We start from the raw sequence: 15,036 nt of genomic DNA, 5'->3' as shown, positions 1-15,036 counted from the left end.
TGGCGCATGGGATTGTTATGCCTTAATTCCGCGATTCTCGATCCCATTTGGCAAGAATGGAATCGAAACGTTGTGCTTGCAGCTCCCATTTCGCAAGAAGTTTTTCAAATCGGTCTTGATTCAATTGCGACCTCTCGAGGATCGATGCAGTTACTCTTTGTTGTCTTTCTGACTCTTCTTGCTGTGCCTTCGAAAGTTCAAGTTGTCGCTTTGTTTCGTCAGCCTGCGCTTTACTGATCGCCATCTGACGTTCGAACTCGTCCTGCTGCGTCTTCGCCACCGCAAGTTGGCGTTCCGTTTCGGCCTGTTGTCGTGATGACACCTCCAGTTGCTTTTCGTATTCGGTTTTCCCAAAGAGTCCCATGTGAAATGTCATTCTCTCAAGGCATAACGACAACCATCACCGAGCCCGAGCAAATTACTCTACGCAAGTCAAAGGTGGTCGATCGAGGGCTTCGTGTGCATGGTTTTGTTATCGGGTGTTTGTGGGTAGTGTTGAATCTCTAGAAGCGATCGCCACCCGCCACGCGTCGAATTGTAAACGTCCCAGTCAGTATAGCGAAGCGGATCATGAACGCTATCTTTTATCGGAAATCGTAACAAGCACACTCGTCCAAAATCTCGCCACGGAACGAGTCGGACATTGTATGCCGTTCTCGTCCGAATCGGTCCACTGGGAGTGACCAATCCGGCCCCAAAAAGTGCACCCGCGAATTGACGGCATAGTGACTCGTTTGCCCCACAAATACGTTGCGAACCCGTTGGAAACAAACCCAATTCACGCTGGGAACTGGTTACATAGCGATCCCAGTTCGGTAGGCGTTCTTGTTCCCATAATGCACCACCTTCTGTCGAGAGCGAAAAGTACTCGTACGATTTGCCCGAGTGCATGACCGCTTTACGCCAAACGAGACCCGAAGCCGAAGCAGCAGCAAGAAACTCCGCAAGTGCTTTGTCGTTTAGCGAGTGAGTGTAGGGCAAGTTGAGTTGATATGGATAAGCGAACGATATGAGGTTGGTTGCGTCTTGGAAACATTCAAAGATCGCATCGAAGATCATGAGCTCATCATCACTCAACGCTGTCGTGCCTGTGCGATTTGGTGGTTCCATCAATGGTTGTGGGGCTATGTCTTTGCCCGATAATGCTGGCGATCACCCATTCGCCGCCAGAAACCATGATTCAATTTCGCGGCCGATCGGCGATTTGGGTGCATTTTTGGTTATCGGGCTTTTGTGTTTGTTAGTCTTTGGCGAGTCCGTGGGATTTTGGATTGATGCTACAGCCGGGCAATGCCGCACGCAATGCTCGCAAACCCGATTCCGATATGGAAGTACCGGTAAGCGAGAGTTCTTCCAGCCACGTAAGGTGGGACAATTCAGGAATGGATTTGTCCGTTATGCCCGAGCAGTCGTCGAGATGTAGAATCCTCAGGTCCTTGTGTACTCGCAAGTAATGCAGACCTGCGTCCGTAAGTTGCGTTTGATATGCGGTAAGCTTTCTTAGGCGTTGGCAATTAGCCAGTTCTTTTAGTGACTCATCGTAGATCGGGCAAGTTCCGCCGTTAAGATCAGCTACGACGTAACCGTCAGCTTCTTCGCGAGCCCAGCCATCAAGGTCATTAACACTATCGATCGCTCTTTGATGCGGCGTTCTGTACATCGCACGCTGGAATGAGACTATCGGTGCAATCGCCAATGCAACAAAAGCAATCGCAATGAACACGGCGCGCAAACCGAATTGGAGCGGAAGTGTATCAACGATTGACGTTTCTTCAGTCGTTGTCATCACGTTCTTTTCCCGATAACGAAAAGGATCACTCACGTCGAGCGAGAGATGATAGACCGCCCGAGGCCGGTGGAGCAAGACGTTGAGTGTATCTGCTGGTGAGCGAAATCACGCTCTCCGGCCCGAAGGATCGAGTGCCGTCGTACGCCCTGCTCGAGCGTCATCCTCAGTCAGACGATGTCTCTGACATCGAACTATCGTAAAATACCATTGGGGAAATGTGGAATGAGCCCAAAGCGAACAAACAAACAACTCGGTCCTTGGTCTTAAATAAAAATCAAGCCTTTGGTTCTCGAACTTAATCAGAGACTATCTACGTTTAACGGGTGGTGCTCAGTGGGTGTTGGTTCAAGAAAATAGTTGTAGCTAGGTTTAGATTAGAGTCTAGGGCGGATTTTTTAAAATGGCTTGCTGTTTGTCTAGGATCTGTCGATTTAAGAGCTCATCCATTTGAACAATTGCAATCATTTTTGTTTCGAGGGCAGATGCAACTAGTAATGACAAGCGAAAGCCTGACAACGTACCTACAATCGCTCCAGTGATTACGCCCGGCATACCAAATACGATCCCTGGCGTAGCGCAAATCGCTGCACATCCCGGTACCACCGCAACTGGAACATATTTCATTGCATCAAGGACACGTTGTGTTGCATCTGCAACGCGCTGGGAATCGGCGTATAATCGCGACAAGTGAAAATTCTTTCTGTATTTAGCTATCGTTGGCCATCACCCGTCACGCGCGAGGATGTTCCATGTCAAAAACGGCCGATCGCGTGATCGGCGTGCAACCCTTTGTGTACGCCCGGCACGGGCGTTGGTTCGTGGGGGTCAAGTCTCCTGTGCGGGATAGGACACTCGAGGAGATCAGTATACCAAATGACCACTACGAAAGTAGAAACAAGCGGTGGTGTTGGGAGCGTGCCCGGCAACGGGCATCCTTACCCGATTATTTGGCGTTTTCGTATTGAGTTCGGAGTTCGTCGAGGTCAGTATCGCTGATGAGGTATTTGGTGCAACCAGATTCGTTAAGTATCCATCCCCAAAGGTCATAGTCGCGATGATCCCGCGGGCATTCGAGTTCACCCGACCAACGGACGTCGTCAGCCCGCCATCCTGAAATCTTCATGTGCAGTGTGCCGTTATCATCGAATGAATGCCATTCTCGCCAATAACAAGTCGTATCATTTGGCTGTTCGTAGCACTGTTGCCACCACGGTGGCGGATTAGCGATCTGCTGGTACGTAGTCATATGCAGCGGATCGCCTCTGCAGCTCAGCTCGAATCCGGTGCCATCGTCGTTGAACGAAACGACCATGTTTGTGCCGCATGCTGGGCACGGAGTGGCAAGGATAGAATCTAGGGGCGCGTGGCTGCGGACCATTGCGATTAGGTGATCGGCTTCATCGTCAAAAATACCATATGTGGAGTGCATCTTCATGCGACATCCTCAGCCAAATAACGGCACACGTCACCAAGTCGCGGCGAGTGACATGCAATGAAAGTCGAGCACCGACCGCGACTTTGGTGCACGTGATTGTTCGCGCCTGTCCTGGCGGCTTATTTCCCCTCAAACCAAAGCTCTTTCCGGATAGTAAGTGGTTTCGCGGCCTTGTTGAAGGCTTCGTAAAATTGCTTCAGTTCTTTGATGCACTTGTTCCAGTCTTCATCTGCCACCAGTTCCCGTGGTTCGGGTTTTGGTTGTTTCAAAGCCCATTCAACCGCTTCCCGTTGCATCTCAAAAAGGGAACGATTCTTACGTTCTGCGAGCCATTTCTCGGGGCCACCCATAGCAGCAATGAAATGCACCGTTCGTGGTTTCTCGGTTCGATCTAGCACTGTTGCGTGTTTACGATAAATTTCGACATTGGCCACAATGATCGAGAGACAGGCATCCCCGACAGTGTGGCAGATAATTGCGCCGGACTGCGACTCTTGGTAGTACGAGTAGCGTTCGTCTTTAAGTGAGTCAATCAAAGCGGGTAACGCTTCAGGCGCATTTGCAAAGAGTTTGTCGTAGGCTCTTTTTACAATCTCCAAAGACTCGCGATTGACATTTCGCGGTGGCTTTAATAGATACGGTTCGGTAAACGGTTTCGGATCGCGATTCGCGAGTTGCGAGATCCAATCTCTAATCTGGTTTGGAATCGGGCGACTTGTATCAGTCGGGGCTTCCTGAGCAGGACGGCACTGCGTTATACAGAGAACGGCGAACGCAATAAGGCTTGTGTATGCTGTCATTTGATTCACGGCGAACGCCTGCATTGACCGAGTGCGAGCAGTAGACTCAACGCAAGTCAAAAACGCTCGATCGAGCCTTCGGTCCAATGCTTTGTTTGTGGGTCTTTCGGGCTTTGGTATCAATCCGTAGCAATCTAGGAGTGGCCCCGTGAGAGTGTCAGTGCAGTTGGGAACCAATACGATTCAATCCAATCATCATCGATCGGGGCAATGCGGTCAACAGTCCATCCTGCGTCCTCAAGAGTATACAGCATCGAGTCCGCAGCAATTGCATTCGTCGAATGGATGAGTATTGGCGATATTGGTTTGTGTAGTGCAAGGAATTTCGCAACGTCGCGTCCGTCACCCGGATCCGGTTCATTTTCGTGATCAACAAGAAGATCGTGATCAAGTGAAATCAATTCGGGCACAGTGCGAATCGACTCGTAAGCTTGAATGAAATCATGAGCGGTCCGTAGACAGAGAAATTGAATCGCCGCAGATCCGAGAACGTGAGAGAAACGCTCGATACGGTCACGATCATCTTCGAGCATTAGAAGCATTATTGTGATTCCAGTCGCGAGTCGGATTAATCCCACGAACGTTAACGATCATGTGGTCGCCGCGAACGACTCACCACTTCAATAAAACTCAACTCGGCGACTCACGTGCATCGTCTGGTTCGCCGTCCTGTTCGGTGGCCGGCGGAAATCGTTTAAGTGCGATGCCGTGTCCAACGATCTTTCCGCCTTCACGAACTGTAAATTTGGCACCCGGCAAAACCGCAGAGTAGTCGACGCGAGGGTGATACATGAGCGATAGTTCGTATCTTCGTGTCCATTCACACGAAACCGATTCACAATCGTTGAGTTCTTTGTTGAATTGTACGCCCAAATACGGCTCGCGTATCACGCCGTCCGATTCAACAACGGGTTTGCGAACCGTGCGGTCCTGAATCACAATATGAGGACGGTACTTGGCCTCGACTCCCATGATCGGAAGGAGTTTGCGCCCTCCTTCGTGTTCACATAAGAAGGTGATCTCGGCGTGAACTATCAATGTATGCACGATGAGCTTCAGTCGGGTAACGCCCGGGATCAGCTAGCCCGAGCAAGTATCAAAATTCCAAATTAGGCCGGTCGATCGAGGGCTTAGCTGCATCCCTTGGTTCGTCCTTGCTTTGAATTGTCTCAGGCCATTTGTCAATCGAATCCTATGGTATTTCGCCGGCAAGCTGCACATCTTCCTCGTTTGCTTCAAAAGATGAAAGGTAAGCCTCGCGCGATCCGAAAATGTCTTCTACAGTGCATCCAACTGATACCGTAAGTGTCTGACCCGACCGCAATTCCCTCTGGCCAATTTCCTCTTCAATCATTGACTTTAGTGCACTATAGTCGACCGGACCGTGACCGACTTGACTGGTCATTAGATCGGGGCCCATACCTGATCCTATTTGTAAACCACTGGGTGATTCCCAATGGCCAGAGTTGTCAAAACACACCCAGCAAACGACCGTCGCCGATACCGAAAGAAACACGCACGCGAATAGTTTGATAGACAATCTGTTCATTAGTGTTGCTTCGATTCGAACGCTGGAAAGGACGAACGATTGGGTTCAGCGAGCCCGAGCGGTTGACTTAGCGCAAGTCAAACCGGCGGATCGAGGGCTTCGTCTGCAACCCTTTGTTACCCGACTTGGTTAGCACGAGGTTTCAGCCACCATGCAATTGCATTCAGAGCCCGCCGCTCATAGCTTTCATCGCTATATTGTAACGCCAAAGTACCGCAAGTCGCAATTACGATCTCAGCACCATAAACGTCGGCGAAAAATGCGGAAGTTCTTCCACGCTTAAGTTCCAAGTCGATGCAATCTCGCGCAACACGCAATCAATTGGAATCACGCAGTCAGCTACAACCTCAGGTAGAAATCGAGAGCACTCCTGCTGAGCCGCGAAGTCGTTTGCACTCGTGAACAAGTGAAGAAGAGCGCCGAATCGTTCGTCGTCTGGAATCTCGCTAAACCGACTGTCGAGTATCGCTGTTCGATGCGAGTTCGTCGGCTTTCTGATCGCGTCGACAAAGCGCTGCTGTTTGGTCGTGAGAGTCATGACTTCAGTCGGGTAACGCTGGCCATCACTCGGCACGCGCGAGTAAAGCCATCATGTCAAAAACGGCCGATCGCGTGCTCGGCATTGTTCGCCATTGTTAACGGAACGCTCGCCACGTTAAGCTAATTCGCGGCCCAGCGTCTTTTTGACGTTTGATTGCATGCATCCAATTCTCTTGCACCACGTCATCCATGTAAAGTAGCGATCCGGGTTTGAGTGGAAAGGATCGTTGGATTTCCGGCTGAGTTTTGGACCGGTAAGTAATGTCACGAGTGCTTCCCAAGGAGACAATTGCAACACCTGTCCCGGAAACAAGCCCGGTGGTCTCATCGGAATGGAAACCCATCGTGTTGTCGCCCGTTTCGTAGTAGTTCAGCAGGCAGTTGTTGAATTTGATGTTCAGTCGTTTATCCAGCATTGTAAGAAGTATTTGCAATTCGAGTGGAATTGGCGTTTCGGGATAGGCAATCTGTGAGTAATTGTACGGTCGTCCGAAAGATGCAGTGCGTCGCGCTGACATTCGGTCGTCCCACTCGATGGATGTCACCAACGAATTGAAGAGAACTTCGTGGTCAGAGTAGAACCCATCTTCTATTTCGATTGGCGGTTCCATAGGCAAAGAGGCCATTGGTTGGCGAACGAAAAGGATCACCAAGTCGACGCGATGATCTTTTCAATGAAAAAAGGCACCACTCGTCGCTTTTGGTGCATCCGTTGGTTCGTCCTCATTCTGAGTTCCAACTGAGTTGGTCGCCGGTTGATTTCAAAACCGCTGCAAGCGACGACAGGTCGTGATATTTGTCTGAAGGGACCAAGAGTCGATTAGCAAAGATTAGGATGCTAAAGTGACCTACAGATAATGCGACGGCCCATCCTCGATTGCGAGACAGTACCTCGCGGATATCGCTAATCCATTCTTTAGTCAAGGCCGAAGCGTCGTACAGCTCCATTAGCTGATATAGGTCATCGTTGTATTGGCTGTCTACAAGGTAAAACTGTGGGTGTTTTGCATCGTCCTCTGGAGCCACCTTCCCATGTTTTTGCGTTGCTTCCAATATTTGCTCCCGTACGGACCAAAACTCGTCGTCTGATGTCGCACCCGATGGGTTAGGATTAGCGACATAATCGACGTCAAATGTTTCGATTTTCAATGTAGCTGTCATGACGTATCCCTATGGACGAACAACTGCGATCACCCAGCCCGAGCAGTAGACTCAACGCAAGTCCAAGCGGTCGATCGCGCACTTCGCTGCAATTTTTTGTTTTGTTCCTTCCGCGCATCGGGCAAACAATCGTTCGGATCGAATACTGCAAAAGTTAGCAGCAATTATTCCAGAAGACTGGAACTCATTCAACACGTCGTCTAGTTTTTGTCTGTCGTCAATGCGGCACGCAAAGTATGTCGTGTTCTCGACGATCTGGCTCACCCAAATTGCAACGTCAATTCCGCGTTGTTGAACGAGAGCAAGAAGCCCACACGCTTCTCGGTCGGGCGGAAGTCCATATCCATCAGCCAAACTCGTCGGATACGCAAAAAAAGTCCACGGGCAGCCTACTGTCCGATGGTATGCATCCGCATCAAAAAGCATGTCGAATCTAATCGAGTGTGAGGGCATGTTGGGAACGGCAGGCATCACCGAGCCCGAGCGGTAGACTCTACACAAGTCAAAAACAGTCTATCGAGCCCTTCGCGTCCATCGCTTGGTTCTGTGATTAGTCGGTTTGTAAGGAGACGGGATTGGTGGAAACGCTTTTCGTAAGTCCGTAGTGTCCGTAGCTCCGTTGTTCATGTGATTCTATTGCAGCGCGAACTTCCGTTGAAGCAGTCCGATAAAATCGTCGTATCTCGTTGATCAGCCATTCGTGCATGGTACGACCGTTATCGCGATCATGAATACGGTTCCAGTCGTCAATGCCGAGCGGCCATTTGACCATGTATTCGAATGCGGCGTATGGTTCGAATGGGGCCGTCGTCCAGAGTTGCTTGCATTCCGGGCATTCCACAAGTGAGATCCAGTTGCCATTTCGAGTTTCCGATAATTTGGGTGTCCGCGGAACTGGCCCCCACAAGTTCAGTTTCTTGGCGTTGCAGATTTCGCACATTATTAGCACAGAACGCAACGGATCATCGAGTCTGCGAGGAAAAAGTCTCTAAAGTAGAGGCCGGTTCGTCGCGGCGTTCGGTGCATCCTATTGTTACCCTTCAGTTTATAGTTTAGGGAACGCTACCGCATATTTTTCCAATGTGGAAGTACAATTGCCCCAACAATCGCAGGCACGAGAAAAAGCATAGCGATCGTTTGCGGTTCTGAATACATTTCAATCGTTTGTTTGTTAGGAGGCCACACATAAATCAAGACAGTGTTTATTGCGAATAGGACAAAGTAAGTAACGACCGCCCATCTACGCATCCTAAGCAGACCAAATCCGCATGCGACCGAAGTTGCTTTCGTAAGACAATTCCAAAGGTTTCTTTCAAGGGTAAATTCTTCCCAAGTGAATGGCTTCAAAATCAGAAACGCAATCCCAGTAACGATCGACATCCAAGCAATAATGGTGATTTTGCGAGGTCGTATTATCGCGGACGCTTCTTGAACGCCAATTGTCGCGTCTTCCAGTGACGTTGGATTGCCTAAATCACTCACTTGGTTTAGTCCGTTCGAGGGTAACGACGGGGTTCAGCGATCCCGAGCAATTGACTTAACGGTAGTCAAAACGGCTAATCGAGGGCTTCGTCTGCAACCCTTTGTGTACGCCCGGCACGGGCGTTGGTTAATGGGGTTCAAGTCCCCTGTGCGAGATAGGACACTTGAGGAGATCAGTATACCAAATGACCACTACGAAAGTGCAAGCACGCGGTGAGGGCAACTGCGGGAGGGTGACCGACCGTGGGAAGGAAGCCTGCGAATGTATGGGTAAGTATCGAGTCTGTCGATTGCCATCAGTGCATCATTCCCCACTCGATTGCATTCACACCGAATCTGCGAGGCTACGAACAGAAACATCCTACAAGGCCGGATTAGCGGGCGAGCAAGCACAACATTGCGAAGCCCAATACCTATCGGTTGATCAGGTAAAGGATGAGCTTGTGCAGAGGAAACCAATGCTCTTATCCGGGGAGATCTATACAGTTCCTGGGAGTAAGTCATCTCGAAGACTGAAAGCCAGGAACGACGCTACGAAAGCAGCGCCGGGCTGTATAGAAGTCAGCAGAGGCCGTAGTACTGATCTTCCAACGCCAATGGAAACAGGAAGGGCTGAACAATGAAGAACAAGGAAGAGCCATCAATCGACTTGCCGCGAGGGAACCACTCCATGCCAGGAGATCCGAGTTTACCGGAATCCGTACGAAAGGAGACCGCAGGTTCAACAGTCCGACCGGATGATACCGCGACAGCGTCCATTGAGAAACCAGCCTTGACTTTATTTCCAATGTCTCTCATGGAGGCGTTAGTGCATATGGATGTCGCATGACATTGCGCTACAGTCCAGCCATCGCACAAGCGAGTGGTCTGCAAAAGCGTAACCCATTCCAGCCTGCGGTTGTAGTCATGTAGTAGTCGAAACACATTTTCACTGTTTGCAGGAATGGTCTCAGTCACACAACCGTGGGGCATCGGGGTTTCACCTAGCCTTTGCTACCGAACGACTGCCGTTACCGAGTCCGCGCGTGAAGGTAACCATCTAGCTCGAGCCGTTGGCAGTCTTCGGTGCACGGCTTGGCTATTTTGTATTTTCGGTTTTGGCATCCGTCACACCGAATCGTATTGTATTCGATTGAATCACCCCACGCCAAATTGGAGTCAGCGCAGCAAATCGCGATCGTTTGGCGAGAAAGTCGTACCATTCGGTGTCCTGCTCGACGCGATATGAGTAGTAAACGGAGTACTCGCCCGTTGGCAGATCAATTACCCAACGATGTTCTGCGCTGTCGGTGTTGATGTTCGCGTAGAGATCAAACGCGATTCTCGCGCCAGGATTCATCACAAAATCGTCGAGCGGTTGTGAAGCTCGATATCGCGTTCTCCATTCTTCAGCGTTGTTTCCAGACGCGTCGGTAAACGTCAGGCCGGTCACGTTTGGGTTAGGAAGCAAGCAGCGTTCAGTGGCAGAATAAAACGCGACATGGAACGTATTTGGAGTCGCTGAATCTTTGATATGTTCGAGAGAAATCTCCAATTCGACCTCAATGTTAATAGCGTGACGGTACCAGCAAGTCTGAGCAAAATAACGACGGTTGCCGCCAGGCGCGCTCGAGGAAAGTGACCACTGAGAAAACGGCCGATCGCGTGCTCGGCGTGCATGGCTTTGTGCGTCTCTTTGACTTTAATTGCGAAATCAGTCTGGGAAGCGTTCACCCCAATGTATCAAGGGAACGAATGAAACGAACATATCGTGGTGTTGCTGGTCACGAAAATACCATTCATTAAATCCAAAATCGTAATCGGTCTTCGCGAACCAACGAGCACACCAGTTACCTTGATGTTCGTGTTTTGAATCGTCTAAGCAGCAGGGATAGTTGGATTGAGACTGGTTGCATGGGCCGTCTTTGGGTCCAAACGTCTCCCAGCACCAGCGATTTGCGAAGTCCATTTCTGGATAGGCAACCTCAAGCATCACTGCGAAGGGAAATCGCAACAACAACCGACTACGCTCTTCGTGGGCGGACAATCGTTCTTCCAGATCATCGTTCTCTGAAAGAAGATACGCTTCGTAGGACGATAATTTTGCAGTACGGTATGGCACTTTTTGATTTGGCGAACGGCGGCCATTACCTGGCACGCGAGTAAGGCAGACACGTGAAAAACATCCGATCGCGTGTTGGACTTCCGGGGCGTTGTTACCTCGCTTACCGCATCAAACAATGGCCACCACTTTCGAGGAATAGTTTCTTGTACTGCATTGTACTGGTTAGCGGGCAGTTCGTCACCGCTGTGATGAATTCATCTGGAGGTCGGTAATGATGAGCAGCAATGTAGTGCACGATGAGTTCTGGACACAAAAAAACAATGTCACCATTTGGGACGAACAGGTTCGCATTCCCGCATGGAGCGTCGAACTGACACAGTTCGCATTCGTGAGCACCAAGAGTAATCATCGGCTGCCAAGGAGCTTGCATCAGCACTTTAAGCCTTGCGAAGGCATCCGAATTCGTTTTGCCAGTAGCGAACGGCTTGTCCTTGGTTAGCCAGCCAATCGCACGAAGCGAGTGTGCGCCTTCCGCGCCATACTAATCACACGCTGCCAAATCATCAAAGTGCGTCACGGTTGAATCTTGATGGGTAATGACCCCGATTGTTGAGCGGGGCAAGCAATTCCTACATCAGGAAGTGGCCGACCCGCCGCTTCGGTCCATCGGCGAGTTCGTTGGAATTGTCCGATTTGCAATGAAACTCAGCCCCGTCCACAATGACGAAAACAAACGTCGCATAATGGTCTTGCGTCCACGATTCTCGAGCGATTGTAGCAGTTCTGTTGCAATTGGTATAAGTTTATTCAGTTCATCCTCCGATGTGTCGCTGATGAACGGATGAGTTTCGATTGGTTCCCATGGGATCGACTCATAGACCACGTTGAATTGTGCAAGCAATCTCAACTCGTTGGACGTCAGGAGCGCAATCGCGTCAGGCTCTCGGAGAGTCCATGTGAGGCACATCCAGCGATGAAAGATTGCGGCGTCAGAGAAACCTGCCATTTGAGCCCGTGCACGAAGTCGATACTTTGAATCAACCAAGAATCTTAGCGCGAAACATGGACCTGCGATTGCGGCGGATTTCTGTTCTCGAGTCAACATGCTGTTTGCCAACGAATGACGGTGATACCGAGCCCGAGCAGTTGACTCAACGCAAGTCAAAACGGCTGATCGAGGGCTTCGTGTTCATGCCATGGTTATCCGATTGTACCATTTGCCGCGGTTGTGTTTGAGGACGCGGACGTGTTACATGGTTTCCGTATACTAGTGTTTGTTGATCTCTGACGAGTATGGCAATAGTCCTTCTCGCAAGAACTGCCAGTATGGCTCGTATCGCCGGATTAGGCTCTGGGTCTGGATGATTTGAATTGGTATAAGGCGTTCGATGTAAAATGGACGCGTAGTACAGTAATAGTAAGCATGCACAAAAACGTTGGTCTCACGCATGTAGTGCGGCAGATTGTGTAAATGGTCAATTTCGATTGCAAGGTAGTCAAACCGTTCCGGTAAGCGATACCGCTGAAGGTTCTCCATTCCTAGTTCGAGTATTCCGTGGTAAGCATCACGAAGAACGTTGGGGTCAATAGTTGGTACGTCTCCCATCGAGCATTGTCCTGGAATTCTTTGATCCGATAACGACCGCCGTGACCGGATGGCGACGAAAGGTTTTCCATCTCAAATCCACCCGACTTCACCGCTACGGTTCACGGCATGGTTATCGGACAATTAGTTTGATTCGGGCTCAGTCCCAATATGATCTACGATTGATGTGCCGTCAGCTAGCCCGCCCCAAGATTTACCTGTCCAATGCCACAAGTCGTCAATCGCTATTCGTTCTGGCGGTCCAAATTCCGATTCTTTGGTCAATCCACCAAGAAGGTAGAGAATGTTGTTGGTCCGCATCTTGACGGTTACGAAACCGTCATCGATCTCCTCGTTGGATACTACCAGCACCTCTCGTTTGATGTCCTTCGCGATGAAGCGGCTCAGCGTCTTCCCAGGTCGAAGCACTGTTCGAATGCGTTCTAGCTTTCTGCGTTCGAAGTACTTTTTGAGAAACGAGAGCATTGTCGTTAGGTCGCGCAACAAAGGGCAGTGAATCAACGAAGTGCCAGTATTCAGTCCGATAACGTTTCCGATCACCCAGCCGGAACCAACGAACTATCCATCAGGAAAAACGTGCAAGTCTGGCTTGGGTGCATCGGTTTGTTATGCACCGCCATCTCCATGCGGGGTGCGCACCGGTTGTTCCGTCCAGTAATCTGTGAACTGGGCCAATTCTTCCGCATTGTATTCGTAAAGGTACCCCGCATACAGAGGATTGCCATAAAATCCATCGTTTGCGTCCCGCAGAAAAATATCGTTGTCGAGGATAATGAGTGAGGAAAGGACATCGTCGCGTTGTAAAGAAGTAATCGTTCGTCCGATCAGCTTGCCAACCTCAATGCCCATCGTTTCGCCTGGCATTTCGATTTTCGAAGATTCCGAGGTCGTAATTTCAGCAGTAAAGAGATCGAGGACAATTCCAGTGCTAAGTGCAATGAAGTGTGAACGAAACACGGCTGGACCAATTCCCTGGACAATCCATTCTGGTTCGGAGTACTTGGAATGACCAATGCGTTCGATTCGCGCCCCCATGATTCGGCCGCGAGGAAGTTCATCCATGATGCATTGCAATTGGTTTTCGGTGCATAACGGCCGCGTTGACCGAGCTGCGGCAAGTAAAGTTTCCATCTCAAAGCCGCCCGATCCGCGGCTTCGTATCCAACGCATTGTTACCCCGGTTCATCTGGGTCTTCGTATCGTTCGAAAATAGCCCATTGCGGCGGAAGTATCGGTATTCTCTCGCGCGCGTCGCCGCACGACAACATCGCGTCCATGGAGATCAAGTACATCGCCGATGTCTTTGCATTGAATCGAATCGCGATTTGCGCTGGAACGTTGTCGTCGAGGACAATCGGAGGAGGATATTGTTGAGTTTCAGGACGATCATCAAACGCCCTCAAGTAATATCGTGAAGGAACAAATTCCCTGGGTATTGTCCCATTGTTAGAGTCGATTTCGACGTAATACAGACTTACCTCTGCTGGGTATACGCCCATTAATGGACGATAGGCGAGAATCGGTTTCGTTTCATGAACGGTAACGACTAGGTGATCGACGATCACATTTGTCCGATTGAAGTTCTTTTGAATTGAGAATTGAAGAACAAATGCACTGACGAACCATGTTAGTCGTTCATGTTCTCCATCCACGTCGAAAATTGACACATGAGGCATTGGTGCCCCATCCACCAAAACACTTTGTTCAGCACCGACACGCGCGACCGGAGATACTGTGGCTAGTCTACACGTTGCGCAACCGCGAGGCTGTCCAAGCATTTTCATGGCACGATTCTCGATCTTACATTTCCAGTCTTGAAGCACGGAAGTAGGGAATTGATCAACGTCCCTATCGATTAACGCCGCGTGGGTCGAACAGAGCCAGATTCCGTTCTCCTCAGATGCTCGTTGCTCTGCCGTTTGTGTCGCGTCGTATCGCGGCCCACCCTCTGATGCGGCGGCAATGTGCGCAGCGACACCGACGTTGACCGACCGTGATTCGTCCAGGGCGGGACCAAAAGTTGGTGCAAGGCAATTTGGAAACGCGCAAACATATCCGGCCCGCTCAGCGATCAACCGTTTTGTCGGCTCTTTGAAATCGTCTCGCGCCATTTGGATTTCTCTGAGGGGTAACTAGTAATTCTCCGGCGCCCGCGCCGGAAAACAAAAATCTAATTGTAGCCCATCCAACGGGGCAATTGGCCTGCAAGCCCTCCCGGTTTGCGCCTCACCCTCTAAAAACATCTTAGCTATTACCAGGGATTTCGACCCCAAAATGGCCTCCAGGCGTTTTAATAGCATTCCCGGTAGTTGGAGGTGCGTTGAGGCGGCTTGCCGCACCCCATCTCGAATTATCCGGCGCTGATGGTAGCCGGTCGTGCGTCTCACTGCATAGGAGTTAGGGGCAAGGATTTGATCGCTCAGACAATGATTCCCGATCGTCGATCGAAGCGAGGCTGACCAGCTTATTCCACTCTGCTCTCTGATCTTCCCAGTGGAGCATGGCCGCAATGGGGCGCAGACGCTTCTCGCGGATCTCGGGTTTGCCCTTCGTGGCCGGCAGAGTGAGCAACGCGTCCTGGATATCGGGCGCTAGCTGACTGAGAGCCATGATCTGGCTCATGCGTGTCT

At 50.4% G+C, this 15,036-nt stretch carries 17 protein-coding genes and 1 pseudogene; 2 read left to right on the top strand and 16 right to left on the bottom strand.

Translation table 11 applies throughout. The annotated features are described in order from the left end of the window. Window positions 1-22 precede the first annotated feature (22 nt). The 11 genes from SH467x_RS18380 to SH467x_RS18330 all read right to left on the bottom strand — a co-directional run bounded on the left by SH467x_RS18380 (window position 23) and on the right by SH467x_RS18330 (window position 7,274). Window positions 23-376 carry a hypothetical protein gene (locus tag SH467x_RS18380; protein WP_482368554.1) on the bottom strand — a complete coding sequence of 118 codons (354 nt, stop codon included), beginning with the start codon at window positions 374-376 and terminating at the stop codon, window positions 23-25. Between the two features lie 56 nt (window positions 377-432). After that, window positions 433-1,110, bottom strand: coding sequence for a hypothetical protein (locus SH467x_RS18375; protein ID WP_482368553.1), 678 nt, complete (start codon window positions 1,108-1,110; stop codon window positions 433-435). A gap of 130 nt (window positions 1,111-1,240) precedes the next feature. Then, the gene (locus SH467x_RS18370; protein ID WP_482368552.1) at window positions 1,241-1,822 is read right to left on the bottom strand and encodes a hypothetical protein; all 582 of its coding nucleotides are present in this window, start codon (window positions 1,820-1,822) and stop codon (window positions 1,241-1,243) included. Window positions 1,823-2,170: 348 nt separating this feature from the next. Further along, on the bottom strand, window positions 2,171-2,413 hold the full coding sequence (locus tag SH467x_RS18365) for a hypothetical protein (protein ID WP_482368551.1): 243 nt from the start codon (window positions 2,411-2,413) through the stop codon (window positions 2,171-2,173). A gap of 319 nt (window positions 2,414-2,732) precedes the next feature. Next, the gene (locus SH467x_RS18360) at window positions 2,733-3,224 is read right to left on the bottom strand and encodes a hypothetical protein (RefSeq protein ID WP_482368550.1); all 492 of its coding nucleotides are present in this window, start codon (window positions 3,222-3,224) and stop codon (window positions 2,733-2,735) included. A gap of 119 nt (window positions 3,225-3,343) precedes the next feature. Further along, on the bottom strand, window positions 3,344-3,823 hold the full coding sequence (locus tag SH467x_RS18355) for a hypothetical protein (protein ID WP_482368549.1): 480 nt from the start codon (window positions 3,821-3,823) through the stop codon (window positions 3,344-3,346). Between the two features lie 335 nt (window positions 3,824-4,158). Further along, the gene (locus SH467x_RS18350; protein ID WP_482371392.1) at window positions 4,159-4,557 is read right to left on the bottom strand and encodes a cyclic-phosphate processing receiver domain-containing protein; all 399 of its coding nucleotides are present in this window, start codon (window positions 4,555-4,557) and stop codon (window positions 4,159-4,161) included. Between the two features lie 97 nt (window positions 4,558-4,654). Next, a complete protein-coding gene (locus tag SH467x_RS18345) occupies window positions 4,655-5,071 on the bottom strand; it encodes a hypothetical protein (protein WP_482368548.1) in 417 nt (138 codons plus the stop codon). A gap of 728 nt (window positions 5,072-5,799) precedes the next feature. After that, window positions 5,800-6,111: a hypothetical protein gene (locus SH467x_RS18340; protein ID WP_482368547.1), complete on the bottom strand. Its 312-nt coding sequence runs from the start codon at window positions 6,109-6,111 to the stop codon at window positions 5,800-5,802. 97 nt (window positions 6,112-6,208) lie between these two features. Next, window positions 6,209-6,724 carry an alpha-ketoglutarate-dependent dioxygenase AlkB gene (locus SH467x_RS18335; RefSeq protein WP_482368546.1) on the bottom strand — a complete coding sequence of 172 codons (516 nt, stop codon included), beginning with the start codon at window positions 6,722-6,724 and terminating at the stop codon, window positions 6,209-6,211. 112 nt (window positions 6,725-6,836) lie between these two features. After that, a complete protein-coding gene (locus SH467x_RS18330) occupies window positions 6,837-7,274 on the bottom strand; it encodes a hypothetical protein (protein ID WP_482368545.1) in 438 nt (145 codons plus the stop codon). A gap of 2,101 nt (window positions 7,275-9,375) precedes the next feature. Between SH467x_RS18330 and SH467x_RS18325 the strand changes: the two genes are divergently transcribed. Then, window positions 9,376-9,585, top strand: coding sequence for a hypothetical protein (locus SH467x_RS18325; RefSeq protein ID WP_482368544.1), 210 nt, complete (start codon window positions 9,376-9,378; stop codon window positions 9,583-9,585). 249 nt (window positions 9,586-9,834) lie between these two features. Here the strand turns inward: SH467x_RS18325 and SH467x_RS18320 are convergent, their stop codons facing one another. Both SH467x_RS18320 and SH467x_RS18315 read right to left on the bottom strand, forming a co-directional pair. Continuing rightward, window positions 9,835-10,290: a hypothetical protein gene (locus SH467x_RS18320; RefSeq protein WP_482368543.1), complete on the bottom strand. Its 456-nt coding sequence runs from the start codon at window positions 10,288-10,290 to the stop codon at window positions 9,835-9,837. Window positions 10,291-10,960: 670 nt separating this feature from the next. Further along, window positions 10,961-11,314, bottom strand: a pseudogene (locus SH467x_RS18315) (DUF7919 family protein); the annotation flags it as partial. Window positions 11,315-12,610: 1,296 nt separating this feature from the next. Between SH467x_RS18315 and SH467x_RS18310 the strand changes: the two are divergent. Continuing rightward, window positions 12,611-12,832, top strand: coding sequence for a hypothetical protein (locus tag SH467x_RS18310; protein ID WP_482368542.1), 222 nt, complete (start codon window positions 12,611-12,613; stop codon window positions 12,830-12,832). Window positions 12,833-13,012: 180 nt separating this feature from the next. Here the strand turns inward: SH467x_RS18310 and SH467x_RS18305 are convergent, their stop codons facing one another. The 3 genes from SH467x_RS18305 to SH467x_RS18295 form a co-directional block, all read right to left on the bottom strand. Next, entirely contained in the window at window positions 13,013-13,468 is a 456-nt protein-coding gene (locus SH467x_RS18305) for a hypothetical protein (RefSeq protein ID WP_482368541.1), read from the bottom strand. Window positions 13,469-13,578: 110 nt separating this feature from the next. Continuing rightward, window positions 13,579-14,082 (bottom strand): hypothetical protein, encoded by a 504-nt coding sequence (locus tag SH467x_RS18300; protein ID WP_482368540.1) that lies wholly within the window; start codon window positions 14,080-14,082, stop codon window positions 13,579-13,581. A gap of 721 nt (window positions 14,083-14,803) precedes the next feature. Further along, window positions 14,804-15,016 carry a hypothetical protein gene (locus tag SH467x_RS18295; RefSeq protein ID WP_482368539.1) on the bottom strand — a complete coding sequence of 71 codons (213 nt, stop codon included), beginning with the start codon at window positions 15,014-15,016 and terminating at the stop codon, window positions 14,804-14,806. Between the last annotated feature and the right edge of the window lie 20 nt (window positions 15,017-15,036).

This window comes from Brakhagea slesvicensis (assembly GCF_052161625.1).
Classification (GTDB): Bacteria; Planctomycetota; Planctomycetia; order Pirellulales; family Pirellulaceae; genus JBKCUI01.
This window is presented reverse-complemented; position numbering and strand designations above follow the sequence as displayed.